At 72.3% G+C, this 23408-nt stretch carries 23 protein-coding genes and 4 tRNA genes; 21 read left to right on the top strand and 6 right to left on the bottom strand.

Going from position 1 to position 23408, the window contains the following annotated elements; translation table 11 throughout:
- Positions 1-2: 2 nt before the first annotated feature.
- From SGLAU_RS19645 to SGLAU_RS19660, 4 genes are all read left to right on the top strand, one after another.
- The gene (locus tag SGLAU_RS19645) at positions 3-1577 is read left to right on the top strand and encodes an NADH-quinone oxidoreductase subunit M (RefSeq protein ID WP_043503257.1); all 1575 of its coding nucleotides are present in this window, start codon (positions 3-5) and stop codon (positions 1575-1577) included.
- A complete protein-coding gene (locus SGLAU_RS19650) occupies positions 1574-3100 on the top strand; it encodes an NADH-quinone oxidoreductase subunit N (protein ID WP_043503259.1) in 1527 nt (508 codons plus the stop codon). The genes SGLAU_RS19645 and SGLAU_RS19650 overlap by 4 nt, the downstream gene beginning before the upstream one ends.
- 217 nt (positions 3101-3317) lie before the next feature.
- Positions 3318-4181, top strand: a complete 864-nt coding sequence (gene htpX, locus SGLAU_RS19655; RefSeq protein ID WP_043503261.1) for a zinc metalloprotease HtpX — start codon at positions 3318-3320, stop codon at positions 4179-4181.
- Complete coding sequence (locus SGLAU_RS19660) at positions 4178-4576, top strand: YccF domain-containing protein (RefSeq protein ID WP_043503262.1); 399 nt, start codon at positions 4178-4180, stop codon at positions 4574-4576. Before htpX ends, SGLAU_RS19660 begins: the two co-directional genes overlap by 4 nt.
- A gap of 8 nt (positions 4577-4584) precedes the next feature.
- On the opposite strand, the gene SGLAU_RS19665 is transcribed toward SGLAU_RS19660, so the two are convergent.
- Together SGLAU_RS19665 and SGLAU_RS19670 are read right to left on the bottom strand one after the other, a co-directional pair.
- Positions 4585-5832 carry an APC family permease gene (locus SGLAU_RS19665; RefSeq protein ID WP_043503263.1) on the bottom strand — a complete coding sequence of 416 codons (1248 nt, stop codon included), beginning with the start codon at positions 5830-5832 and terminating at the stop codon, positions 4585-4587.
- A gap of 95 nt (positions 5833-5927) precedes the next feature.
- Positions 5928-6416: a YajQ family cyclic di-GMP-binding protein gene (locus SGLAU_RS19670; protein ID WP_019756392.1), complete on the bottom strand. Its 489-nt coding sequence runs from the start codon at positions 6414-6416 to the stop codon at positions 5928-5930.
- A 224-nt stretch (positions 6417-6640) separates the two neighbouring features.
- Here SGLAU_RS19670 and SGLAU_RS19675 point away from each other — a divergent pair.
- The 3 genes from SGLAU_RS19675 (at position 6641) to SGLAU_RS33755 (ending at position 10075) form a co-directional block, all read left to right on the top strand.
- Positions 6641-6722: transfer RNA gene (locus SGLAU_RS19675), tRNA-Tyr, on the top strand.
- Positions 6723-6922: 200 nt separating this feature from the next.
- Complete coding sequence (gene fxsT, locus SGLAU_RS19680; protein ID WP_043503265.1) at positions 6923-9823, top strand: FxSxx-COOH system tetratricopeptide repeat protein; 2901 nt, start codon at positions 6923-6925, stop codon at positions 9821-9823.
- A 36-nt stretch (positions 9824-9859) separates the two neighbouring features.
- Positions 9860-10075 carry a hypothetical protein gene (locus SGLAU_RS33755; RefSeq protein WP_078957790.1) on the top strand — a complete coding sequence of 72 codons (216 nt, stop codon included), beginning with the start codon at positions 9860-9862 and terminating at the stop codon, positions 10073-10075.
- Positions 10076-10096: 21 nt separating this feature from the next.
- Here the strand turns inward: SGLAU_RS33755 and SGLAU_RS19685 are convergent, their stop codons facing one another.
- Positions 10097-10753: an SDR family oxidoreductase gene (locus SGLAU_RS19685; RefSeq protein ID WP_043503268.1), complete on the bottom strand. Its 657-nt coding sequence runs from the start codon at positions 10751-10753 to the stop codon at positions 10097-10099.
- A gap of 126 nt (positions 10754-10879) precedes the next feature.
- Complete coding sequence (locus SGLAU_RS19690; RefSeq protein WP_043503270.1) at positions 10880-12139, bottom strand: amidohydrolase family protein; 1260 nt, start codon at positions 12137-12139, stop codon at positions 10880-10882.
- A gap of 234 nt (positions 12140-12373) precedes the next feature.
- Between SGLAU_RS19690 and SGLAU_RS19695 the strand changes: the two genes are divergently transcribed.
- The 8 genes from SGLAU_RS19695 (at position 12374) to SGLAU_RS19730 (ending at position 17358) form a co-directional block, all read left to right on the top strand.
- A tRNA-Thr gene (locus SGLAU_RS19695) sits at positions 12374-12446 on the top strand.
- Positions 12447-12492: 46 nt separating this feature from the next.
- Positions 12493-12565 (top strand) — tRNA-Met (locus tag SGLAU_RS19700).
- Positions 12566-12654: 89 nt separating this feature from the next.
- Positions 12655-12819, top strand: a complete 165-nt coding sequence (rpmG, locus tag SGLAU_RS19705) for a 50S ribosomal protein L33 (protein WP_003948671.1) — start codon at positions 12655-12657, stop codon at positions 12817-12819.
- A gap of 137 nt (positions 12820-12956) precedes the next feature.
- Positions 12957-13409, top strand: a complete 453-nt coding sequence (locus SGLAU_RS19710; protein ID WP_043503272.1) for a MaoC family dehydratase N-terminal domain-containing protein — start codon at positions 12957-12959, stop codon at positions 13407-13409.
- Between the two features lie 5 nt (positions 13410-13414).
- Positions 13415-13843 (top strand): MaoC family dehydratase, encoded by a 429-nt coding sequence (locus SGLAU_RS19715; RefSeq protein ID WP_043506823.1) that lies wholly within the window; start codon positions 13415-13417, stop codon positions 13841-13843.
- Positions 13844-14070: 227 nt separating this feature from the next.
- Entirely contained in the window at positions 14071-14637 is a 567-nt protein-coding gene (locus SGLAU_RS19720) for a TetR/AcrR family transcriptional regulator (protein WP_078957792.1), read from the top strand.
- A gap of 98 nt (positions 14638-14735) precedes the next feature.
- Positions 14736-16178 (top strand): MFS transporter, encoded by a 1443-nt coding sequence (locus SGLAU_RS19725; RefSeq protein ID WP_043503275.1) that lies wholly within the window; start codon positions 14736-14738, stop codon positions 16176-16178.
- Positions 16179-16302: 124 nt separating this feature from the next.
- A complete protein-coding gene (locus SGLAU_RS19730; protein ID WP_043503277.1) occupies positions 16303-17358 on the top strand; it encodes a UDP-N-acetylmuramate dehydrogenase in 1056 nt (351 codons plus the stop codon).
- A gap of 15 nt (positions 17359-17373) precedes the next feature.
- On the opposite strand, the gene SGLAU_RS19735 is transcribed toward SGLAU_RS19730, so the two are convergent.
- Entirely contained in the window at positions 17374-18411 is a 1038-nt protein-coding gene (locus SGLAU_RS19735; protein ID WP_043503280.1) for an adenosine deaminase, read from the bottom strand.
- Between the two features lie 119 nt (positions 18412-18530).
- The gene (locus SGLAU_RS19740) at positions 18531-19757 is read right to left on the bottom strand and encodes a pyridoxal phosphate-dependent aminotransferase (RefSeq protein ID WP_043503282.1); all 1227 of its coding nucleotides are present in this window, start codon (positions 19755-19757) and stop codon (positions 18531-18533) included.
- A gap of 280 nt (positions 19758-20037) precedes the next feature.
- Here SGLAU_RS19740 and SGLAU_RS19745 point away from each other — a divergent pair.
- From SGLAU_RS19745 to rplA, 6 genes are all read left to right on the top strand, one after another.
- Positions 20038-20110 (top strand) — tRNA-Trp (locus tag SGLAU_RS19745).
- Positions 20111-20214: 104 nt separating this feature from the next.
- The gene (gene secE, locus SGLAU_RS19750; protein WP_043503283.1) at positions 20215-20502 is read left to right on the top strand and encodes a preprotein translocase subunit SecE; all 288 of its coding nucleotides are present in this window, start codon (positions 20215-20217) and stop codon (positions 20500-20502) included.
- A gap of 77 nt (positions 20503-20579) precedes the next feature.
- Entirely contained in the window at positions 20580-21419 is an 840-nt protein-coding gene (nusG, locus tag SGLAU_RS19755) for a transcription termination/antitermination protein NusG (RefSeq protein ID WP_043503286.1), read from the top strand.
- A gap of 29 nt (positions 21420-21448) precedes the next feature.
- Positions 21449-21910: a DUF3592 domain-containing protein gene (locus tag SGLAU_RS19760; RefSeq protein WP_043503288.1), complete on the top strand. Its 462-nt coding sequence runs from the start codon at positions 21449-21451 to the stop codon at positions 21908-21910.
- A 131-nt stretch (positions 21911-22041) separates the two neighbouring features.
- Positions 22042-22476, top strand: coding sequence for a 50S ribosomal protein L11 (gene rplK, locus SGLAU_RS19765; RefSeq protein WP_043503290.1), 435 nt, complete (start codon positions 22042-22044; stop codon positions 22474-22476).
- An 83-nt stretch (positions 22477-22559) separates the two neighbouring features.
- On the top strand, positions 22560-23285 hold the full coding sequence (rplA, locus tag SGLAU_RS19770) for a 50S ribosomal protein L1 (RefSeq protein WP_043503291.1): 726 nt from the start codon (positions 22560-22562) through the stop codon (positions 23283-23285).
- Positions 23286-23408: the final 123 nt, after the last annotated feature.

Here is a 23408-nt window from a genome sequence, read left to right on the forward strand (position 1 = left end):
GCGTGATCGATATCAGCGAGTCCGTGATGCAGTTCCTTCTGGCGTTCGTCGTGGTCGGCCCGCTCCTCGGCGCGGCCGCCGCCCTGCTGCCCGCCCCGCCCGGACTGAAGGGGAAGTCACCCGAGCAGGCCGTGCTGCGGCACGGCGTGACCGTGACCGGCGCGGTCCTCGTCGCCGCGATCGCCCTCGCGCTCGGCTTCGACCACGACCAGCCGTCGACGATGCAGGCGACGACGGACATCAGCTGGATCCCGGCGCTGGACGTGCGGATCCACCTCGGCATCGACGGCATCTCCCTCCCCCTCGTCGTCCTGACCGCGCTGCTGACCTTCCTCTGCGCGCTCTACAGCTACTTCAAGCTGCCCCCGGGCCCGTCCCCGAAGGCCTTCGTCGCCCTGCTGCTCGTCCTGGAGTCCGGCACCCTCGCCACCTTCGCCGTCCTCGACCTGCTGCTGTTCTTCCTCGCCTTCGAGATGGTCCTCATCCCGATGTACTTCCTCATCGCCCGCTGGGGCGGCGAGGGCCGGGCGGGGGCCGCCTGGAAGTTCATCCTCTACACGCTGCTCGGCTCCGTGGTCATGCTGCTCGGCCTGCTGCTGATCGGCCTGCGGGCCGGCACCTTCGACATGGTGGCACTCGCCACTGACAACGGCCGGTCGCTGAGTACGTCGGTGCAGGTCGTCGCGGTGCTGGCGATCGGGATCGGGCTCGCGGTGAAGACCCCGATGTGGCCCTTGCACAGCTGGCTGCCGGACGCCCACACCGCCGCGCCGACCGTCGGGTCGGTGCTGCTGGCCGGCGTCCTGCTGAAGATGGGCACGTACGGGTTCGTCCGGATCCTGCTGCCGGTCGCACCCGACGGCTTGCGCACCTTCGCGCCGTACCTCGCGGCCTTCGCCGTCGTCGGGATCATCTACGGGTCGCTGGCCTGCCTCGCCCTCGCCAAGCGCGGGGCCAAGGGCGACCTCAAGCGGCTCATCGCCTACTCCTCGGTCGGCCACATGGGCTTCGTGCTGCTCGGCGTCGCGACCATGACCCCGACCGGCGTGAACGGCGCCCTGTTCGCCAACATCGCCCACGGACTCATCACGGGCCTGCTGTTCTTCCTGGTCGGTGCGTTGAAGGAACGCACCGGCAGCACCGACCTGGACACCCTCGCCGAGACGACGGGCGCCGCGCTGTACGGCAGGGCGCCGCGTCTGGGCGGCCTGCTCGCGTTCGGCGCGGTCGCCTCGCTCGGCCTGCCCGGCCTGGCCGGGTTCTGGGGCGAGATGCTGGCGCTGTTCGGCGCGTTCGACCCGGCCGACGGGCTCAGCCGCCCCGCGTTCCTCACGTTCATGGCCATCGGCGCGTTCGGCACCCTGCTCACCGCCGCCTACCTGCTCATCGTGGTCCGCCGGGTCTGCATGGGCGCCGTGCCGCAGGACGCCCCCCGCTTCGCCGACGTACAGACGTACGAATTCGTGGCCTGGGCGCCGCTCGTCGCCCTCACCCTCGTCGCCGGACTCTGGCCGAAGACCCTCCTCGGACTCACCGACCCGGCCGTGCAGCAGCTCCTCGCAGGAGGCACCCGATGAGCTCCCTGGCCCAGCCGCTCGCCGCGTCGCTGATCCAGTCCGTCGACTGGCTCGCCATCGCGCCGCCCACCATCGCGGCCGTGGTCGCCCTCGTCGTCCTGGTCGCCGACCTGTTCGTCGACGACCGCCGCAAGGCCCTCCTCGGCCGGCTCTCCGTCGCGGGCCTCGCCGCCGCCACGCTGATGCTGCTGCCCCTGCTGGACGGTGACCGCGCCACCTTCTGCCTGACCGGCGACCCCGCCGTGTGCAGCTACACCGCCGACCGCTTCACCCTCGTCCTCCAGCTCCTCGTCCTCGGCGGCGCGCTGGTCGCCGCCCTGCTGTCGGTCACCGGGGTGAAGGACGCGCGCGGGGGGCTCCCCGAGGGGGAGTTCTGGTTCCTGCTGCTGTCCTCCGCGGCCGGCGCCGCCCTGCTGCCCGCCTCCCGCGACCTCGCGACCCTGATCGTCGCCCTGGAGGTCGCCTCGCTGCCCGCCTTCGCCCTCGTCGGCCTGCGGCAGGGGGACCGCCGGTCCTCCGAGGCGGCGCTGAAGTTCTTCCTGTCCTCGGTCACCGCCACCGCGGTCAGCCTGATGGGCGTCAGCTTCGTCTACGCCGCCACCGGCAGCCTCTACCTCACCGAGATCGCCGAGCGCGTCCAGGGCGTCGACGGCAGCCTGCTGACCCTCACCCGGACCGGTGTGGTGCTCACCCTCGTCGGCTTCGCGTTCAAAACGGCCGCCGTGCCGTTCCACTTCTGGGTCCCCGACACCTATGTGGGCGCCCCCCTGCCGGTCGCCGCCTACCTGTCCGTGGTCGGCAAGGCCGTCGGCTTCTCCGGGCTGATCCTCGTCACCGTCGTCGCCCTCCCGTCGTACGCCGACGTCTGGGGCCCGGCGCTCGCCGCCCTCGCCGCCCTCACCATGACCGTCGGCAACGTCGGCGCCCTGCGGCAGCAGTCCACGCGCGCGTACAGCGCGGTCCGCCTGCTCGCCTGGTCCTCCGTCGGCCAGGCCGGCTACCTCCTGGTCCCGATCGCCGCGGCGGCCTGGTCCGACGACGCCGAGCGCTCCATCGGCTCCACCGTCGCGTACGCCCTCATGTACGGCGTGGTCAACCTCGGCGCCTTCGCGGTGGCCGCCCTGGTCGGCCGCGCCAGGCAGCTGAACCGGATCGCCGACTACCGCGGGCTGTACGCCGCCAGTCCCCTGACCGCCCTCCTGCTGGCCTTCTTCCTGCTCTGCCTGGCCGGCCTGCCGCCCGGCATCATCGGCCTGTTCGCCAAGGTCACCGTCTTCTCGGCGGCCGTCGACGCGGGTCTGGGCTGGCTCGCCGTGGTGATGGCGGTGAACGTCGTGATCGCGCTGTTCTACTACCTGCAGTGGACGGCGCTGCTCTTCCGCGCGCCCGAGGGGGAGCCCGCGCGGTACGGCCGCCTCCCGGCGCCCGTCACCGCCGCGATCGCGGTCACCGCCGTCCTCGGCATCGTCCTGTCCGGCGCCCCGCAGCTCGTCCTGCGCTTCACCGACACCGCGCTCTTCTAGCGGCTCTTCCGGCGCCGCACCGCCCCGCGGGAGCGTCCGGGCCGCGCCGTCACCCGGACGGCCCAGGGCGCCCCCCGCACGCACAAGGGAACTAGTGCTCCACGCCTGGCGTTGACCAGTACGGGAGGGTCCACTGGACGTGACAGCACGACTCCGGTGAGACGAGTAAGCACAGCAAGCAAAGGGTTCCCCTGCTGCACCACTTGGAGGGCGTACCGTGCACCGCCGGCACAACGGGCTCAGGACCGCAGTACTCCTCGGGGGGCTGTCCGCACTCATCATCGTCATCGGCGGCTTCTTCGGCCGCACGGGGCTCGTCGTGGCCGTCCTGATCGCGCTCGGCACCAACGCCTACGCGTACTGGAACAGCGACAAGCTGGCCCTGCGCGCGATGCGGGCCCGCCCGGTCAGCGAGTTCGAGGCACCGGGCCTGTACCGCATGGTCCGCGAACTCTCCACCCAGGCCCGCCAGCCCATGCCGCGCCTGTACATCTCCCCGACGGAGGCGCCCAACGCCTTCGCGACCGGCCGCAACCCGCGCAACGCGGCCGTGTGCTGCACCGAGGGCATCCTGCGGCTGCTCGACGAGAGGGAACTGCGCGGCGTCATCGGCCACGAGTTGAGCCACGTCTACAACCGCGACATCCTGATCTCGTCGGTCGCCGGCGCACTCGCCTCGGTGATCATGTTCCTGGTCAACTTCGCCTGGCTGATCCCCATCGGCCGCTCGGACGACGACGACGGCCCCGGCCTGCTCGGCATGCTGCTGATCATGCTCCTGGGACCGCTCGCGGCCTCCCTCATCCAGCTCGCCATCAGCCGCTCCAGGGAGTACGAGGCGGACGCCTCCGGAGCCCAGCTCACCGGTGACCCGCTGGCCCTGGCGAGCGCCCTGCGCAAGCTGGAGACCGGCACCAAGCAGCTTCCCCTGCCCCCCGAGCCGCGGATCGAGACCGCGAGCCACATGATGATCGCCAACCCGTTCCGGCCCGGCCAGGGCATGTCCAGGATGTTCTCGACCCACCCGCCCATGGCGGAACGTATCCGCCGCCTCGAACAGATGGCAGGTCCCCACCGGTGAAGACGATCCTCAACGTCATCTGGCTGATCTTCAGCGGCGTGTGGCTGTTCCTCGGCTACGTGTTCGCGGGCGCGCTCCTCTGCCTCACGATCATCGGCATCCCGTTCGGCATAGCCGCCTTCCGCATCGGCGTCTACGCCCTGTGGCCCTTCGGGTACACCACCGTCGAGCGCCGCGGCGCCGGCTCCCCGTCGTTCGTCGGCAACGTCCTGTGGCTGGTCCTGGCGGGCTGGTGGCTGGCGCTCGCCCACATCGCCACCGGCATCGCGCTGTGCGTCACGATCATCGGCATCCCGTTCGGCATCGCCAACTTCAAGCTGATCCCCGTCTCGCTGGTGCCGCTGGGCCGCGAGATCGTCCCGACGGACCGCCCGTTCGCCACGGCGCGCTGGTAGGGCCGGAGCTACCCCCGCGCGGTGACCCGCCGCCGCACGGCGTACGAGACCACGCCCACCGCCAGCACCCCCGCGCCCACCACCACCGACTCCGCGGGCAGCGAGAACGCCAGCAGCGCGCAGCCCAGCAGCCCCACAGCCGGGACCAGCCGCGCGGCCGGCGCCCGGTCGAGCGTCCAGGCCGACGCGTTGGCCACCGCGTAGTACACGAGCACCCCGAACGACGAGAAGCCGATCGCGCCGCGCACGTCCACCGTGGCGGCCAGGACGGCCGCCACCGCGCCCACGGCCAGCTCCGCCCGGTGCGGCACCCGGGTACGCGGATGGACGGCGGCCAGGACGCCCGGCAGGTGCCGGTCCCGCGCCATGGCCAGCGTGGTCCGCGAGACACCCAGGATCAGGGCCAGCAGCGAACCCGCGGCCGCCACCGCGGCCCCCGCCCGCACCACCGGCACCAGCTCCGGCGCCCCGGCCGCACGCACGGCGTCGGCCAGCGGCGCGGTCGCGCCCGCCAGCCCGCCGGACCCCAGCACGGACAGCACGGCGACCGCCACGCACGCGTACACCGCGAGGGCGATCCCGAGCGCCACGGAGATCGCGCGCGGGATCGTGCGGGCGGGATCGCGCACCTCCTCGCCGAGGGTGGCGATGCGCGCGTACCCCGCGAAGGCGAAGAACAGCAGCCCGGCCGCCTGGAGCACCCCGCCGGCCCCCTCCGACGCGCCGAAGCCGAGCCGCCCGGCATCGGACTCGGCCGACCCCAGGCACCCCACCACCACGGCGGCCAGCACGGCCAGCACCACGGTCACGATCGCCCGGGTCAGCCAGGCCGACTTCTGCACCCCGCCGTAGTTGACGGCGGTCAGGGCCACCACGGCGGCCACCGCCACCGCGTGCGACTGCGCCGGCCACACGTACGCGCCGACGGTCAGCGCCATCGCCGCGCAGGAGGCCGTCTTGCCGACCACGAACGCCCAGCCCGCCAGATGGCCCCAGAAGGGCCCCAGCCGCTCCCTCCCGTACACGTACGTGCCGCCGGATGCCGGGTGGCGGGCGGCCAGCCGCGCCGAGGACGTGGCGTTGCAGTACGCGACCACGGCGGCGACCGCGAGCGCCGGCAGCAGCCCCGAGCCGGCCGCGCGGGCCGCCGGGGCGAGCGCGGCGAAGACCCCGGCCCCCACCATGGAGCCGAGCCCGATGACGACGGCGTCGCCCGTGCCCAGGGTGCGCCGCAATGGGGAGCCGGGAGAGGTCATGACCGCACCCTACTGACCGGACCGGCCGCCCCCGCGCACAGGAGAAGGGCGGGCACCGAACGCCCGCCCTCCCGACACCTGCCGGCCTCCGCGACCTACCGGTAGTTCACGAACTGCAGCGCGAAGTCGAAGTCCTTGCCCTTCAGCAGGGCGATGACGGCCTGCAGGTCGTCCCGGCTCTTGGAGCTGACCCGCAGCTCGTCGCCCTGGACCTGGGCCTTCACGCCCTTGGGGCCCTCATCACGGATGATCTTGGCGACCTTCTTGGCGTTCTCCTGGGAGATGCCCTCCTCGATCGACGCGAAGATCTTGTACTCCTTGCCGGAGAGCTGCGGCTCACCCGCGTCCAGCGCCTTCAGCGAGATCCCGCGCTTGATCAGCTTGGACTGGAAGACGTCGAGGACAGCCTTCACCCGGTCCTCGGAGTTCGCCTCCATCAGGATCTTGTCACCGGACCACGAGATCGAGGCGCCCACGCCCTTGAAGTCGTAGCGCTGCGAGATCTCCTTGGCGGCCTGGTTGAGGGCGTTGTCGACCTCCTGCCGCTCGACCTTCGAGACGATGTCGAAACTGGAGTCGGCCATGTCCTGTGGCTCCTTGTATCGGGTGCGAAACGGGTGCGTAGCGGCGTACGCGGGTCGACGGCCGGTGCCCGCGGGACACCGCGCCGCATCCGCACAAGCCTAGCCACCCCCGCGGCCCCCGGTGCCGATCAATCGGGTGGCGAACCACCCCCGCGCATCGGGTATTGTTTACGTCGTTGCCAGGGAGCACCGCCGAAAAGCGGTTCGAACGGGCAATGACCCCCGGCGGTGTGCCCGAGCGGCCAAAGGGAGCAGACTGTAAATCTGCCGGCTCAGCCTTCCCAGGTTCGAATCCTGGCGCCGCCACACGGGAACGAAGGGCCCGTCACCTGTGACAACAGGTGACGGGCCCTTCGTCGTACCCCTGGGCCGGCACCTCCCACTGACGCGGATCACGAGGCGCCGGGCACCGGCGGGCCGGTGTTCTCCCTTCTCCGCCCCTCCCGACGCCGCACGCGAGACCATGGCTCGCGGTGGATGGACGATCACCAGGGATGGGGGCAACGTTGACCGACACCACGCAGCGCTTCTTCGTCAGCTACGCGGGCCCGGACCGGGCCTGGGCGGAGTGGGTCGCCTGGCAGCTGAAGCGGACCGGGTGCGAGGTCGAACTGGACCGGTGGGACTGGCACACGGGAGACGACCTCGTCCAGCGGACGAGCCTCGCCCTCGACCGGGCCGACGCGGTGGTCGCCCTGTTCTCGCGGCAGTACTTCGCCCCCGAGCGCTGGACCGCAGACGAGTGGACCGCCACCGTGGCCGCGCGGGGACGGCTCATCCCGGTGGCGATCGAACCCCTGGCCGACGACGACATCCCCGCCGTCCTGGCCGGGAAGCTGCGCACCGATCTCCACGGGCTGGACGAGACCGCCGCCACCTCCGCCCTGCTCGAAGCCGTCCACGGACCGTCCGCCCCCACCGGCCCGGCGGCCTTCCCCGGCGCCCCCTCGGCCGGGGTCCCCGCGGAACCCGATCCGCAGCACCCGCGGCTGCCCGGCAGCGCCGGTCCTGCCGAGGTGTGGAACGTGCGCCGCCGGAACCCGGACTTCTCCGGCCGCGACGCCGAAATGGTCCGGCTCCGCTCCGGGCTGCTCAGCGGGCGCCACGCCGTCGTCCAGGCGCTGCACGGCATGGGCGGCATCGGGAAGACCCAGATCGCGCTGGAGTACGCCCACCGGTTCGCCAGCCAGTACGACATCGTGTGGTGGGTCGACGCCGAACAGGCCGACCAGTTGCCCGTCCGCTACACCGAACTCGCCGACCGCCTCGGCATCGCCAAACCCGACGCCGGTACCGAGGCCAACGCCCGCCTGCTCCTCCAGCACCTGCGGACGCGGCACCGCTGGCTCCTCGTCCTCGACAACGCCGAACAGCCCGACCAGATCGACGCCTGGCTCCCCGAGGGCCCCGGCCACGTCCTGATCACCTCCCGCAACCCGGGCTGGCACGGCATCGCCCACCACAGCCACTTGGACGTGTTCACCCGCGCCGACTCCCTGGCCTACCTCCAGGCCCGTGTGCCGGGGATCACCCCCGAGGAGGCCGGCCTCCTGGCGCAGGACCTCGGCGACCTGCCGCTCGCCCTCGCCCAGGCCGCCGGCGTGCTGCACAGCGGCATGTCCCTGGACCGGTACCGCGAACTCCTGGCCACCAACACCGCGCGTCTCCTCCACGAGAGCGACGTCCGCGACTACCCCGTACCGCTGGCCGCGACCGTCGGGATCGCCGTCGCACGCCTCACGGACGGCGGTCACCGCGAAGCGACCGCCCTGCTCCGCCTCGGGTGCTTCCTCGGCCCCGAGCCCATCCCCACCGCCTGGCTGGAGACGGCCCGCCCCGGGCTGGCCACCATCCCCGGCGACTCGGCCGACCCGATGTGGCTCAGGAACGCCCTGCAGCACCTCAGCCGCTTCGGACTGGCCCGCACCGACTTCGGCACCTTCCAGATCCACCGCCTCACGCAGGCCATCCTCCGGGCTCAGACCACCCCCGACCTGGCCCCGGCGGTCCGGGACGACGTCGCCGCCGTCCTCGCCGCGACCGACGTCGGCGACCCGCACGCTCCGGCCGACTGGCCCGCCTGGTCCTCACTCACCGCCCACCTCGCGACCCCACACGTCACCGCCGCGATCGCCGGCCGGCCCGCACTGCGCCCGACGCTCCTGAAGGCCGTCCGTTTCCTCCTCGCGAGCGGTCAGTCGCGCGCCGCGCTCGACCTCACCACGACGCTGGACCAGGCGTGGAGCGCCGACCTGGGGCCGGATCACCCCGATGTCCTCACCTGCGCGGAACACCTGGGGCACGCCACGGCGAGCCTGGGCGACTACGCGAAAGCCCGGGCCATCATCGAGGACACCTACGCCCGCCGCCGCCGGGTCCTGGGCGAGGACCATCCCAGCACCCTCCAGTCCGCCAACAATCTGGCCAACACCCTGGGGGACCTGGGGGAGTACGCGCAGTCCCGCCGGATGCAGGAGGACGTCCTCGCCCGCCGTCGCCGTCTGCTGGGCGAGGATCACCCCGACACCCTCCAGTCCGCCAGCAACCTGGCCAACACGCTGGGGGACCTTGGGGAGTACGCGCGGTCCCGCGGGATGCAGGAGGACGTCCTCGCCCGCCGTCGCCGCGTGCTGGACGAGGACCATCTCGACACCCTGGTCTCCGCCGACCTCCTCGCCGGCACCCTGGCCGCACTGGGGGAGTACGAGCAGGCCCGCCGGATGCAGGAGGACGTCCTCGCCCGTCGCCGCCGGGTGCTGGGGGACGACCACCCCGACACCCTCAGCACGGCCAACAACCTCGCCAGGACGCTCAGCCAGACGGGCGATCAGGCCGCGGCCCGTCCGATGCAGGAGGACGTCCTCGCCCGTAGCCGCCGTCTCCTGGGTGACGATCACCCGCACACGCTCACCGCGGCCAACAACCTCGCCAGCATCCTGGCGAGGCTGGGGGAGCATGCGGAGGCCCGCCGGATGGGGGAGGACGTCCTCGCCCGCCGCCGCCGGGTGCTGGGCGACGACCACCCCGACACGCTCACCACGGCCAACAACCTCGCCAGCACCCTGGGAAGGCTGGGGGACTATGCGGAGGCCCGCCGGATGGAGGAGGACGTCCTCGCCCGTCGCCGCCGGGTGCTGGGCGACGACCACCCCGACACGCTCACCGCGGCCAACAACCTCGCCAGCACCCTGGGTGCCCTCCGCCGTTACCAGGAGGCCGTCGATCTCCTGAAGGACACCCGCGTCCGCTCCCTGAACGTCCTCGGCCCCGAGCACCCCGACACGGTGCGGGTCACCCGGAATCTCGCAGCGGCGCTGACCGCGGCGGGACGGAGGTACGAGGCCCAGCAGTTGACGGACGGCAAGCCGAAGAAGGACAAGCGCCGGTTCGGCCGCAGACGGCGGTGACGGCCGGGCGCCGGTGCCGCGCGGCACACTGGTGCCATGCCGTCGTCCCGCCGCAGAACCTGCCCCGAGTGCCGTCGTGACATCGCCGTCGTCGCCGGACGGTTCGCCCGGCACGATCCGCCCGGCGCCCGCGCGAGCGGGCGGCTGGTGTCCTGCCCGGGGTCACGGCGCCAGGCGCAACTCGGGGCCGTGCAGCCGTCGCTGGACGGCTATGCGGTGCCCGAGGTCCCGGGCCAGCTGCCGTTGTTCTGACGAACCAGCCGCGCGGTGCGCTCAGTTGCCGGCGACCGACTTCACCGCCACCGGGACCGGCGTCGACCCGCTGACCAGCTCCAGGGTCAGGCCGGCCGTCGCGGGGGTCTCCAGCAGTTCGGCCAGTACGGCGGCCACGTCGTCGCGCGGGACCGGGCCACGGCCCGTGTGCGCCTCCAGGCGGACCAGACCCGTGCCGGCCTCGTCCGTCAGCGAACCGGGGCGCAGGATCGTCCAGTCGAGGGCGTCCAGGCCCTGCACGTACGCGTCGGCCTCGCCCTTGGCGCGCAGGTAGACGTCGAAGATCTCGTCGCCCTCGTGGCGGGGGTCCGCCCCCATCGAGGACACGACCAGGAACCTCCGGACGCGCGCGCGGACCGCCGCGTCCGCGAACAGCACCGCCGCGCCCTTGTCCACCGTGTCCTTGCGGGCCGCCCCGCTGCCGGGCCCCGCACCCGCCGCGAACACCGCCGCGTCGGCGCCCTGAAGATGCGCGGCGACCTCCTCGACCGTGGCCGACTCCAGGTCCAGCAGCACCGGTTCGGCGCCCGCCTCCCGCAGGTCGTCGCCCTGCTCCTCGCGGCGGATGATGCCCGCCACCTCGTAGCCGCGCGTGGCGAGCAGCCGCTCCAGCCGCCGCGCGATCTGACCATGACCACCAGCGATGACAATGCGCATGTCTTCGACCGTACGCCCGGACGCCCGCCCGCGCCGCACGACCCGCCTGGACCGGGAGAGCGCGCGGCGCGGGGGCACTGGGACCCGGGAGCAGGGGCCCGTTCGCCGACGGGGCCGGGAGTCCGTTCAGGAGGGCTCCGCCCGCCCCTGCTGCGGCAGGCCGGGCTGCCCCGCCGCGACGGAGTCGCAGTACTCGCGTACCGCGCTGGTCCGCGCCACCACGCGCCCCCGGTGCACCACGATCCGGCTGTAGCCCAGACAGAGCGCGCCGGCCAGCCGGTCCCCGCGCACGGCCAGCAGTTCCGCGGGAAAACCGGCCTCCACGCGGACCTCGGGCAGGCCCAGCGCGGCCCGCGCGGACGCGCTGACGGTGTCGTACGCCTCCTCGGGGGACAGGCCCTCGCGGGAGGCCAGCAGGTAGGCCGCCTCCAGGGGGTCGCCGCGACCGACGGGGTTGGACACGTCCCGCAGGGCACCGCTGCCCGCCGCGACCCGGACGCCGGCGGCGCGCAGGAGTCGTACGGGCGCCGTGCCGCGGTGGTCCGCGCCCCCGCAGCCGCCCTGGGGCAGGCACACCACCGTCACCCCCGCCGCCGCGAGCTGGTCCGCCGTCCGGGAGGCCAGGTCGGCGGGCAGGCGCGCGAGCCCGGCGCACGGCCCGACCGTCACACCGGGCCGCAGGCCGCCCGCCATGGCGGCGAGCCGGGCCAGCCGCGCCGGATCGGTGGCGTCGGTGTGCAGGTCGACCGGGCGGCCGTGCTCGGAGGCGACCTCCAGGACGGCCTCCACGTAGCCGGTGGGGTCGGGGTCCGCGTCGGGACACCCGCCGACCACGCGGGCACCCATCTGCACCGCGTCCCGCAGCACGGCGAGCCCGTCCGCCCCGGCCACCCCGGTCAGCACCCGCGGCATCGCCACCGTCGTCAGCTCCGCGAGCCCGCGCAGCGACCGCCCCGCCGTGAGCACCGCGCCCAGGGCGCCCAGTCCCTGGACGTCCCCCACGCGCACGTGGGCCCGCAGCGCGGTCGCGCCGTGGGCGAGCTGCAGCAGGGCGGCCTCCGTGGCCCGGCGCCGGACGTCCGGGGGGTCGTGGCTGACCGGTCCGCCGGTGTCGGCGGACAGCGCCGTGTCCGCGTGGGCGTGCGGCTCCACGGGGGCCGGCAGCAGCAGGTAGCCCGCCAGGTCCACCCGCGCGCCCCGCGCGCGCGTGCCGCCCAGGCTGCCGGCCGTGCCGACCGCCTCGATCCGGGCGCCGCTCAGCCGTACGTCGACCGTGCGGCCGTCGGTCAGCCGCGCCCCGCACAGCAGCAGGGCCCTCTCGGGCTGTCCCGGGGAACCGGAGGGGGACGGCGACGAGGGGGGCGGTTGCGGCTGGCTCTCGGACATCGCGTTCCAGTGGCTCGGAGCTGTGCCCGGGGCGGCACAAGATCACACAGAGTGAGTCGAGCGTAGGACGGCGGCCCCGCGCGGGCGGGGAGGAGCGCAATAGTCGTACCGGTGTGGTCCCGCGGGCCACAGGGCCGCGCGGGGCTGCCGGGAGGCCCGTGGGACCGTCCCGCGCGGGGGCCGGGAAACGGATTTGGGCGAACGGCGGGCGACCGTGTAATGTCTTCATCGCTCGCCCCAATAGCTCAGTCGGCAGAGCGTCTCCATGGTAAGGAGAAGGTCAACGGTTCGATTCCGTTTTGGGGCTCTGGTGTGAGAGGTTCCCGCCGCGAGGCGGGGCCCGATCGCATCACAGCGGTGTAGCTCAGTCGGTAGAGCAAGCGGCTCATAATCGCTGTGTCACCGGTTCAAGTCCGGTCACCGCTACTGACAGTAGCCGATTGCGGGGTCGGTCCTTCGGTCGGCTACTCTTCTATGCGTTAGTTTGTCCCATCCGTTCGTCAAGGAGCACTCACGTGGCTGCCACCGACGTCCGCCCGAAGATCACGCTGGCCTGCGTGGAGTGCAAGGAGCGGAACTACATCACCAAGAAGAACCGGCGTAACAACCCGGACCGTCTTGAGATGAAGAAGCACTGCCCGCGTTGCAACGCGCACACCGCGCACCGCGAAACGCGATAAAAAAGGCTCGTTCGCGAGGCCGCCCCCGCAGTCCTGGGGGGCGGCCTCGCGGCGTTTTCCCGGTCACCCGGGACGCGTACCTGTAGAGGGCCGTCGTTCGGCGGTCAACCACAGCAGACACCAGGAGGTGCCGAGCCATGGCGCTCGACCAGTCCTTCGTGGGGCGTACCTACCCGCCCACCGAGCCCTACGAAGTGGGCCGGGAGAAGATCCGGGAGTTCGCGGAGGCGGTGGGAGACGCCAATCCGGCCTACACGGACCAGGAGGCCGCCAAGGCGCTCGGCCACCCCGATGTGATCGCCCCGCCCACCTTCGTGTTCGCCATCACGTTCAAGGCCGCCCGGCAGGTCGTCGCCGACCCCCAGCTGGGCCTGGACTACAGCCGCGTGGTGCACGGCGACCAGAAGTTCGCCTACCGGCGCCCGGTCCGCGCCGGCGACCGGCTGACGGTCACCTCGACCATCGAGGCGGTCAAGTCGATGGCGGGCAACGACATCCTGGACGTCCGCGGTGAGGTCCACGACGAGGCCGGGGAGCACGTCGTGACCGCCTGGACGAAGCTCGTGGCCCGCGCGGCCGAGGAGGCGTGAGCAAGATGACCGCCCAGATCGCGTACGCCGACGTCGAGGTCGGCACCGAACTTCCCGCGCAGACCTTCCCCGTGACCCGCGCCACCCTGGTGCAGTACGCGGGTGCCTCCGGCGACTTCAACCCGATCCACTGGAACGAGAAGTTCGCCAAGGAGGTCGGACTGCCGGACGTCATCGCGCACGGCATGTTCACCATGGCCGAGGCGATCCGCGTGGTCACCGACTGGGTCGGCGACCCGGGCGCGGTCGTCGAGTACGGCGTCCGCTTCACCAAGCCCGTCGTCGTCCCGAACGACGACCAGGGCGCGACCATCGAGGTCAGCGGCAAGGTCGCCGCCAAGCTGGACGACAACACCGTCCGCGTGGACCTCACGGCGACCAGCGCCGGGCAGAAGGTGCTCGGCATGTCGCGCGCGGTGGTACGGCTGGCCTGACCGCCGCACGGTCATCCGAGCGGTAAGGGGCGCCCGCCATCGCGGGCGCCCCTTACCCGTGCCGCACGCGGACGCCCTTCGGCCCGTGCGGGCCGCGGACGCCCTCCCGCCATTCGCGGCCCCCCGCCGCACGCGGACGCCCCGGACGCCTCTCGGCGTGCCACGTGCCGCAGCCCCGCGGAAACCACCCCTTGACGGAGTTAGTGATTGGCCACTAACTTAATTTCATGGCCAGGATGAGTGCAGAAGAGCGACGCGAGAGCGTCATCCGCGCGGCGATGGCCGAGTTCGCGCGGAGCGGCTACCACGGCACCTCCACCGAGGCGATCGCCAAGCGGGTGGGAGTCTCGCAGCCGTACCTCTTCCGGCTCTTCCCCGGCAAGAAGGCGATCTTCCTCGCGGCGGCCCAGCGCTGTCTCGAGGACACGCGCCGGCTGTTCGAGGAGGCCGCGGGTGATCTGAAGGGCGAGGAGGCCCTGCACGCCATGGCCGCCGCGTACACCCGGCTGATCGCCGAGGAGCCGGAACGGCTGCAGATGCAGTTGCAGACCTACCTCGCGGTGTCCTCCGCCGAGGCCGCGGGGGACCACGAGTTCGGCGAGATGGTCCGCCGCGGCTGGATGGAGCTGTGGGACGCCGTGCACCTGCCCCTGGGGGCCGACGTCGGGGAGACCACCACCTTCCTGGCGTACGGGATGCTCATCAACGCCCTCGCGGCGATGGGCTTCCCGCCCGAGCACCGGGTGTGGAACGGGCTGTACATCTCGGCCCGGGTGCAGGGGGCCTCCGGCTGAAGGCTCCGCCCGCTTCTGCGGCGTTCCGTCACGCCCGCAGAAGTTAGTCATCAATAACTAACTACCGTCGCAGCACATGCTCACGCTTTGGGGGAGCGATGTCACAGCAGACCGCACCACGCGGAGGAGTCCTCTGGGCCCTCCTGATCACCGGAGTCGCCGGATTCATGGCGGCCCTCGACAACCTCGTCGTCACCACCGCCCTGCCCTCCATCCGCGAGGACCTGGGCGGCGCGCTGCACGACCTGGAGTGGACCGTGAGCGCCTACACGCTCACCTTCGCCGTGCTCCTGATGTCCGGCGCCGCGCTCGGCGACCGCTTCGGCCGCCGCCGCCTCTTCGTCGCCGGCCTCGCCGTCTTCACCGCCGCGTCCGCCGCCGCCGCGCTGGCGCCCGGCATCGACTCCCTGATCGCCGCCCGCGCGGTGCAGGGCGTCGGAGCCGCCGTCATGATGCCGCTGACGCTGACCCTGCTCACGGCCGCCGTCCCGGCCGAGAAGCGCGGGATGGCGTACGGCATCTGGGGCGCCGTCAACGGACTCGCGGTCGCCTCCGGACCGCTGATCGGCGGCACTCTCACCGAGCACATCTCCTGGCAGTGGATCTTCTGGCTGAACGTGCCGCTCGGCATCGCCCTGATCCCGCTGGCCCGCCTGCGCCTCAAGGAGTCCTACGGCGCCGGCACCCCGCTCGACATCCCCGGCACCGTGCTGGCCAGCGGCGGACTCTTCGGCATCGTGTACGGGCTGGTGCGCGGCCCGGTCGACGGCTGGACCGGCGCGCCCGTGCTGGTCGCCCTGGCCGCGGGCACCGTCCTGCTCGCCGCGTTCGTCGGGCACGGCATCCGCGCCCGCAACCCCATGCTGCCGATGCGGCTGTTCCGCTCCCGGGCCTTCGCCGGCATCAACGCGGCCGGCCTGCTGATGTTCCTGGGCATGTTCGGCTCGATCTTCCTGCTCAGCCAGTACATGCAGGGCGTGCTCGGCTACTCGCCCACCGAGGCCGGGCTGCGGATGCTGCCGTGGACCGCCATGCCGATGGTCGTCGCGCCGATCGCCGGCATCCTCTCCGACCGGATCGGCGGCCGCCCGATCGTCGCCGCGGGCCTGTTCTTCCAGGCGGCCGGCCTCGGCTACCTCGCCGCCGTGGCCACCGCCGACGCCTCCTACGCCTCCCAGCTCCCCGGACTGGTCCTCGGCGGCATCGGCATGGCCCTGTACTTCGCGCCCGCCTCCGCCCTGGTCATGGCCAGCGTGGCCGTCAAGGAGCAGGGCATCGCCTCCGGCGCCAACAACGCGCTGCGCGAGGTGGGCGGCGCGCTCGGCATCGCGGTCATGTCCTCCGTCTTCACGGCCCAGGGCGGCTACGAGTCCGCGCAGGCCTTCGTCGACGGACTGCGGCCCGCCCTGGTGGTCGGCGCCGCGGTGGTGGCCCTGGCGGCCGTCGCGGCGCTCGCCATCCCGCGCCGCCCGCGGACCGCCCCCGACGGGCCCGCCGAGGCGCCCGAGCCGGCCCCGGTCCTGGAGACCGCCGCCCGCTGAGCCCCGCACCCGCGTGTACGGCCCCGCGTGTACGGCCCCGCCGACCGGCGGGGCCGTACGCGCGCGTGCCGGGCGGGAGCCGGCCGCGCCGGGGCTGTCGGTGCCGTCTCGTAGTCTTGAGCCCGTGCAGGAACTCCACGACGCCCCTCTCGCCCCGCTGACCACCTTCCGGCTGGGCGGCCCCGCCACCCGTCTGGTCACCGCGGAGACCGACGCCGAGGTGATCGCCGCCGTCCGCGAGGCCGACGCCACCGGCACCCCGTTGCTGGTGATCGGCGGCGGATCCAACCTGGTGATCGGCGACAAGGGCTTCGACGGCACCGCCCTGCGTATCGCCACGCGCGGCGTCACCCTCGACGGCACGGCCCTGGAGCTGGCCGCGGGCGAGGTGTGGACCGACGCGGTCGCCCGCACCGTCGAGGCCGGTCTCGCGGGCATCGAATGCCTCGCCGGGATCCCCGGCTCCGCGGGTGCCACGCCGATCCAGAACGTCGGGGCGTACGGCCAGGAGGTCTCCTCCACGATCACCGAGGTGATCGCCTACGACCGCCGCGCGGGCGAGACGGTGACGCTGGCCAACGAGGAGTGCGCCTTCAGCTACCGCCACAGCCGCTTCAAGGCCGACCCCGAGCGGTACGTCGTGCTCCGGGTCCGCTTCCGCCTGGAGGACGCGGACGGGCTCTCCGCCCCGCTCAGGTACGCGGAGACGGCGCGCGCGCTCGGCGTCGAACCCGGCGACCGGGTGCCCCTCGCGGACGCCCGCGAGACGGTGCTGGACCTGCGGTCCGGCAAGGGCATGGTCCTCGACCCCGAGGACCACGACACCTGGTCCGCCGGGTCCTTCTTCACCAACCCGATCCTCACCGACGCCGAGTTCGCCGCCTTCCGCGCGCGCGTGGGCGAGCGGCTGGGCGAGGGCGTGGAGCCGCCCGCGTACCCGGCCGGGGAGGGCCGCACCAAGACCTCCGCCGCCTGGCTCATCGACAAGGCGGGCTTCACCAAGGGCTACGGCAGCGGACCCGCCCGCATCTCCACCAAGCACACCCTCGCCCTCACCAACCGCGGGGAGGCGACCACGGAGGACCTGCTGGCGCTCGCGCGCGAGGTGGTCGCCGGGGTCCGCGAGGCCTTCGGGATCACCCTGGTCAACGAGCCGGTCACGGTCGGCGTCAGCCTCTGAGCGCGAACGGGGCCGCTACGCGGGCGTGCGCAGCCACTCGTCCACGCCCGCCAGCAGCTCCGCCTTCACCCCCTCCGGGGCCACCGACGCCCGGATCGACTGCCGGGCCAGCTCGGCCAGCTCCGCGTCGCTGAAGCCGTGGTGCTCGCGGGCGATCTCGTACTGGGCCGCCAGCCGCGAGCCGAACAGCAGCGGGTCGTCCGCGCCCAGCGCCATCGGCACCCCCGCCTCGAACAGCGTGCGCAGCGGCACGTCCTCCGGCTTGTCGTAGACGCCGAGTGCCACGTTCGACGCCGGGCACACCTCACAGGTCACCTGCCGGTCCGCGAGCCGCTTCAGCAGCCGCGGGTCCTGCGCGGCCTGCACCCCGTGACCGATGCGGTTCGCGTGCAGGTCGTCGAGGCAGTCCCGCACCGACGACGGCCCGGCCAGCTCACCCCCGTGCGGCGCCGACAGCAGTCCCCCCTCCCGCGCGATCGCGAACGCCCGGTCGAAGTCCCGGGCCATGCCGCGCCGCTCGTCGTTGGAGAGCCCGAACCCGACGACGCCCCGGTCGGCGTACCGCACCGCCAGCCGGGCCAGGGTCCGCGCGTCGAGCGGGTGCTTCATCCGGTTCGCGGCGACCAGGACCCGCATGCCCAGCCCGGTCTCCCGCGCGGCGGTGTCCACCGCGTCCAGGATGACCTCCAGCGCCGGGATCAGCCCGCCGAGCCGCGGGGCGTACGAGGTCGGGTCGACCTGGATCTCCAGCCAGCCGGAGCCGTCCCTCACGTCCTCCTCGGCGGCCTCCCGGACCAGCCGCTGGATGTCCTCAGGCGCGCGCAGGCACGAGCGGGCCGCGTCGTAGAGCCGCTGGAAACGGAACCAGCCCCGTTCGTCGGTCGCGCGCAGACTCGGCGGCTCCCCGCTCACCAGCGCCTCGGTCAGCGCATCCGGCAGTCGTACGCCGTACTTGTCGGCCAGCTCCAGCAGGGTGCCCGGCCGCATCGAACCGGTGAAGTGCAGGTGCAGATGGGCCTTCGGCAGCTCAGAGAGATCACGTACGCGCTCCATTCCCAGATCCTGCCGTACGTCACCGGCGTCCCGGTAGCCCGATCCCCGAACGGGCGCTTGCTCGCACAAACGACAGGGGCCCACGAGCATCTCGCGGGCCCCCGGTGCCTTGCGGGAGGTCAGTCGCGGGCCTCCGCCAGCAGCTTCTGGATCCGCGAGACGCCCTCGACCAGGTCCTCGTCGCCCAGCGCGTACGACAGCCGCAGGTAGCCCGGCGTGCCGAACGCCTCGCCCGGCACGACCGCGACCTCGGCCTCGTCCAGGATCAGCGCGGCCAGCTCGACCGAGTCCTGCGGGCGCTTGCCGCGGATCTCCTTGCCGAGCAGCCCCTTCACGGACGGGTAGGCGTAGAACGCGCCCTCCGGCTCCGGGCAGACCACGCCGTCGATCTCGTTCAGCATCCGCACGATCGTCCTGCGGCGGCGGTCGAACGCCTCGCGCATCGTCGCGACCGCGTCCAGGCCGCCGGAGACCGCGGCGAGCGCGGCGACCTGCGCCACGTTGGACACGTTCGAGGTGGCGTGCGACTGGAGGTTCGTCGCGGCCTTGACGACGTCCTTCGGGCCGATGATCCACCCGACCCGCCAGCCGGTCATCGCGTACGTCTTGGCGACACCGTTGACGACGATGCACTTGTCGCGCAGCTCCGGCAGGACCGCGGGCAGCGAGGTGAACTTCGCGTCGCCGTAGACCAGGTGCTCGTAGATCTCGTCGGTCAGCACCCACAGACCGTGCTCGACGGCCCAGCGGCCGATCGCCTCGGCCTCGGCCTCGCCGTAGACCGCGCCGGTCGGGTTCGAGGGGGAGACGAAGAGCACGACCTTCGTCTTCTCCGTGCGGGCCGCCTCCAGCTGCTCCACGGAGACCCGGTAGCCGGTCGTCTCGTCGGCGACGACCTCCACCGGGACACCGCCGGCCAGCCGGATCGACTCCGGGTAGGTGGTCCAGTACGGGGCCGGGACGATGACCTCGTCACCCGGGTCGAGGATCGCGGCGAACGCCTCGTAGATCGCCTGCTTGCCCCCGTTGGTGACGAGGACCTGCGACGGGTCGACCTCGTAACCGGAGTCCCGCAGCGTCTTCTCGGCGATCGCGGCCTTCAGCTCGGGCAGGCCGCCCGCCGGGGTGTAGCGGTGGAACTTCGGGTTCTTGCAGGCCTCGATCGCGGCGTCGACGATGTAGTCCGGGGTCGGGAAGTCCGGCTCACCGGCGCCGAAGCCGATCACCGGGCGCCCGGCGGCCTTCAGGGCCTTCGCCTTGGCGTCCACGGCGAGGGTGGCGGACTCGGAGATCGCGCCGACTCGGGCGGAGACCCGGCGCTCGGTGGGAGGGGTTGCAGCGCTCATGGGGCCATCGTTCCAGACCCGAAACCGGGGCGGCACACGGGTTTCACGGACTGAACATCACCGGGCGCACGTCTGAACGCCCGTGCGGATCCCCTCGGTGGCCTGGTGATCTTCCGGGGAATTCCCGGCGATCCCGCCCCGACGCCGCTCCCGCGGGCGCTTTCTGTTCGACGCCCGGCCCCGGACCACGTACACTCTCACCTCGTTGGCTCCCGCGAGCCGCGCACGTCCGGTGCACACCGAGCACTCGGCCGGATGCGGTACGTTGGGGAGCAGACAAAGGGTCGTAGCTCAATTGGTAGAGCACCGGTCTCCAAAACCGGCGGTTGGGGGTTCAAGTCCCTCCGGCCCTGCTACACACACCGCCAGGATGTGTGCGCAGGTACGTACAGCAATGCACCGCCGTGCGGCTCAGACCGGGCGCGGCACGGCCACGACCCGGGATCAGGTGAGGATTATGACGGACGCCGTGGGCTCCCTCGACACGCCTGATGCCCGGGATGAGACGCCCGAGTCCCAGAAGAAGACCCGCAAGGGCGGCAAGCGCGCGAAGAAGGGTCCGCTGAAGCGGCTCGCACTCTTCTATCGCCAGATCGTCGCGGAGCTCCGCAAGGTCGTCTGGCCGTCGCGCAGCCAGTTGACGACGTACACGGCCGTCGTGATCGTCTTCGTCGTCATCATGATCGGTCTGGTCACCGTGATTGACTATGGACTCGACCACGCAGCCAAGTACGTCTTCGGCTGAGCCAAGAGCGAAGGGCGCCGTCACTGGCGCCCCTTTCGCGTGTTCCACCCGTATGTATCCAGGAAGAAGCAGCCACCGTGTCTGACCCGAACGTGAACGACGCCATCGAGCCGGATGCGTCCGTGGATGACGAGCTCGACATCGTCGAGGGCGCGGACGAGGACCTGGACGAGGTCGAGGCTGCCGACGCCGAGGCGGAGGAGCCGGCCGAGGAGGCCGCCCTCGAGGTGACCGACGAGGACGAGACCGAGGACGCGGAGGACGCCGCGGAGGCCGAGGCGGCCGAGCCGGAGCCCGAGCTGGACCCGGTCGAGAAGCTCCGCCAGGAGCTGCGCACCCTGCCCGGCGAGTGGTACGTGATCCACACCTACGCCGGTTACGAGAACCGCGTGAAGACCAACCTGGAGCAGCGCGCCGTCTCGCTGAACGTCGAGGACTACATCTTCCAGGCCGAGGTGCCGCAGGAAGAGGTCGTCCAGATCAAGAACGGCGACCGCAAGACCATCCGCCAGAACAAGCTCCCCGGCTACGTCCTGGTGCGCATGGACCTGACCAACGAGTCCTGGGGCGTCGTCCGCAACACGCCCGGCGTGACCGGCTTCGTGGGCAACGCCTACGACCCGTACCCGCTGACCCTGGACGAGATCGTCAAGATGCTCGCCCCGGAGGCCGAGGAGAAGGCCGCCCGCGAGGCCGCCGAGGCCGAGGGCAAGCCGGCGCCGCAGCGCAAGGTCGAGGTCCAGGTGCTGGACTTCGAGGTCGGCGACTCGGTCACCGTCACCGACGGCCCGTTCGCCACGCTCCAGGCGACCATCAACGAGATCAACCCGGACTCGAAGAAGGTCAAGGGCCTGGTGGAGATCTTCGGCCGCGAGACGCCGGTCGAGCTCTCCTTCGACCAGATCCAGAAGAACTGAGCACAGTCACGTCCGAGGGCGCCCCGCCGGTGAGCACCGGGCCGGGGCGCCCTCGGCGTGTCCGCCCGGCCGCCGTCGCCGCCGCCGTGGCCGCGCTCGTCCTGCTCGCGCCGACGTACGCCGTGTTCGTCCCGGCCGCCTGGCAGCGTGTCCAGGCCCGGGGCGGAACGCCGTCCACCGCCGCCTTCCACGGCGGCGCCTGCCTGCTCGGCGAGTGCGCCGTCACGTTCTCCGTCGCGGGCGAGCGGGTGACGGCCCGGCTCCCGGTCGGCACCCGGTCCGGCGGGCACGACAGCGGCGACACGGTGACGGTGCGCCACCCGCCCGGGGAGCCGGGGCGGGCCGTGCTCGCGGACGACACCGGTCGCGCCGGCGTGGCCCTGCTGCTCGCGGTGCCGCTCGGGGCGACCCTCGCGGTGTGCTGCGCGGCCCGGGCGGTGTCGTCCAGAGGCCGCGGCGCCCGTCGCTCAGGGCCCGCGCGGGCCTCCTGACCAGGGCGATTTCTGGTACGGAGGAAGCAGGGGCTATCGTTGTGCGGTATGCCATCTGTCTGGATCGTGCTCCAGCACCGATCCCCACGGGCAGCTGGTAATCAACCTCTCAGTAAGGACCCGGAGAGAGCATGCCTCCCAAGAAGAAGAAGGTCACGGGGCTCATCAAGCTCCAGATCCAGGCCGGTGCCGCGAACCCGGCCCCGCCGGTCGGCCCCGCGCTGGGTCAGCACGGCGTGAACATCATGGAGTTCTGCAAGGCCTACAACGCCGCGACCGAGTCGCAGCGCGGTTGGGTCATCCCGGTGGAGATCACGGTCTACGAGGACCGTTCCTTCACCTTCATCACCAAGACCCCTCCGGCCGCCAAGATGATCCTCAAGGCCGCGGGCGTGGAGAAGGGCTCCGGCGAGCCGCACAAGACCAAGGTCGCGAAGCTCACCCGCGAGCAGGTCCGCGAGATCGCCACCACCAAGATGCCCGACCTCAACGCCAACGACCTGGACGCCGCCGAGAAGATCATCGCCGGCACCGCCCGTTCCATGGGCGTCACGGTCGAGGGCTGACCCCCACCCCCGTAGAACAGCAGAAGTGTGGAAGGGCCTGCTCGGCCCGGACCACGACTCCTAAGAAGCAACAGGAGCTTTAAGTGAGCAAGCGCAGCAAGTCTCTCCGCGCTGCGGACGCCAAGATCGACCGGGAGAAGCTCTACGCTCCCCTCGAGGCCGTCCGTCTCGCCAAGGAGACCTCCACGACCAAGTTCGACGGCACCGTCGAGGTCGCCTTCCGCCTGGGTGTCGACCCGCGCAAGGCCGACCAGATGGTCCGTGGCACCGTGAACCTCCCGCACGGCACCGGCAAGACCGCCCGGGTCCTGGTCTTCGCGACCGGTGACCGTGCCGAGGCCGCGCGTGCCGCGGGCGCCGACATCGTCGGCGCCGACGAGCTGATCGACGAGGTCTCGAAGGGCCGTCTGGACTTCGACGCCGTCGTCGCCACCCCGGACCTCATGGGCAAGGTCGGCCGCCTCGGCCGCGTGCTCGGTCCCCGTGGTCTGATGCCGAACCCGAAGACCGGCACCGTGACCCCGGACGTCGCCAAGGCTGTCACCGACATCAAGGGCGGCAAGATCGAGTTCCGTGTCGACAAGCACGCGAACCTGCACTTCATCATCGGCAAGACGTCGTTCGACGACAGCAAGCTGGTGGAGAACTACGGCGCGGCCCTGGAGGAGATCCTCCGTCTGAAGCCGTCCGCCGCCAAGGGTCGCTACATCAAGAAGGCCGCCATCACCACCACGATGGGCCCCGGCATCCCGGTCGACCCGAACCGCACCCGCAACCTCCTCGTCGAGGAGGACCCGGCCGCGGTCTGAGCCTGAGGCTCGCCCCTCCGGTTCACGGGCCCCGCACCCCCTCCAGGGTGCGGGGCCCGTCCCTGTTCCCGGCCCGTTGTCAGTGCCCTGGGATAGCGTTCCGGTACGGGACGCAGGGGGGAC

It is taken from the genome of Streptomyces glaucescens, from assembly GCF_000761215.1.
Lineage (GTDB): Bacteria > Actinomycetota > Actinomycetes > Streptomycetales > Streptomycetaceae > Streptomyces > Streptomyces glaucescens_B.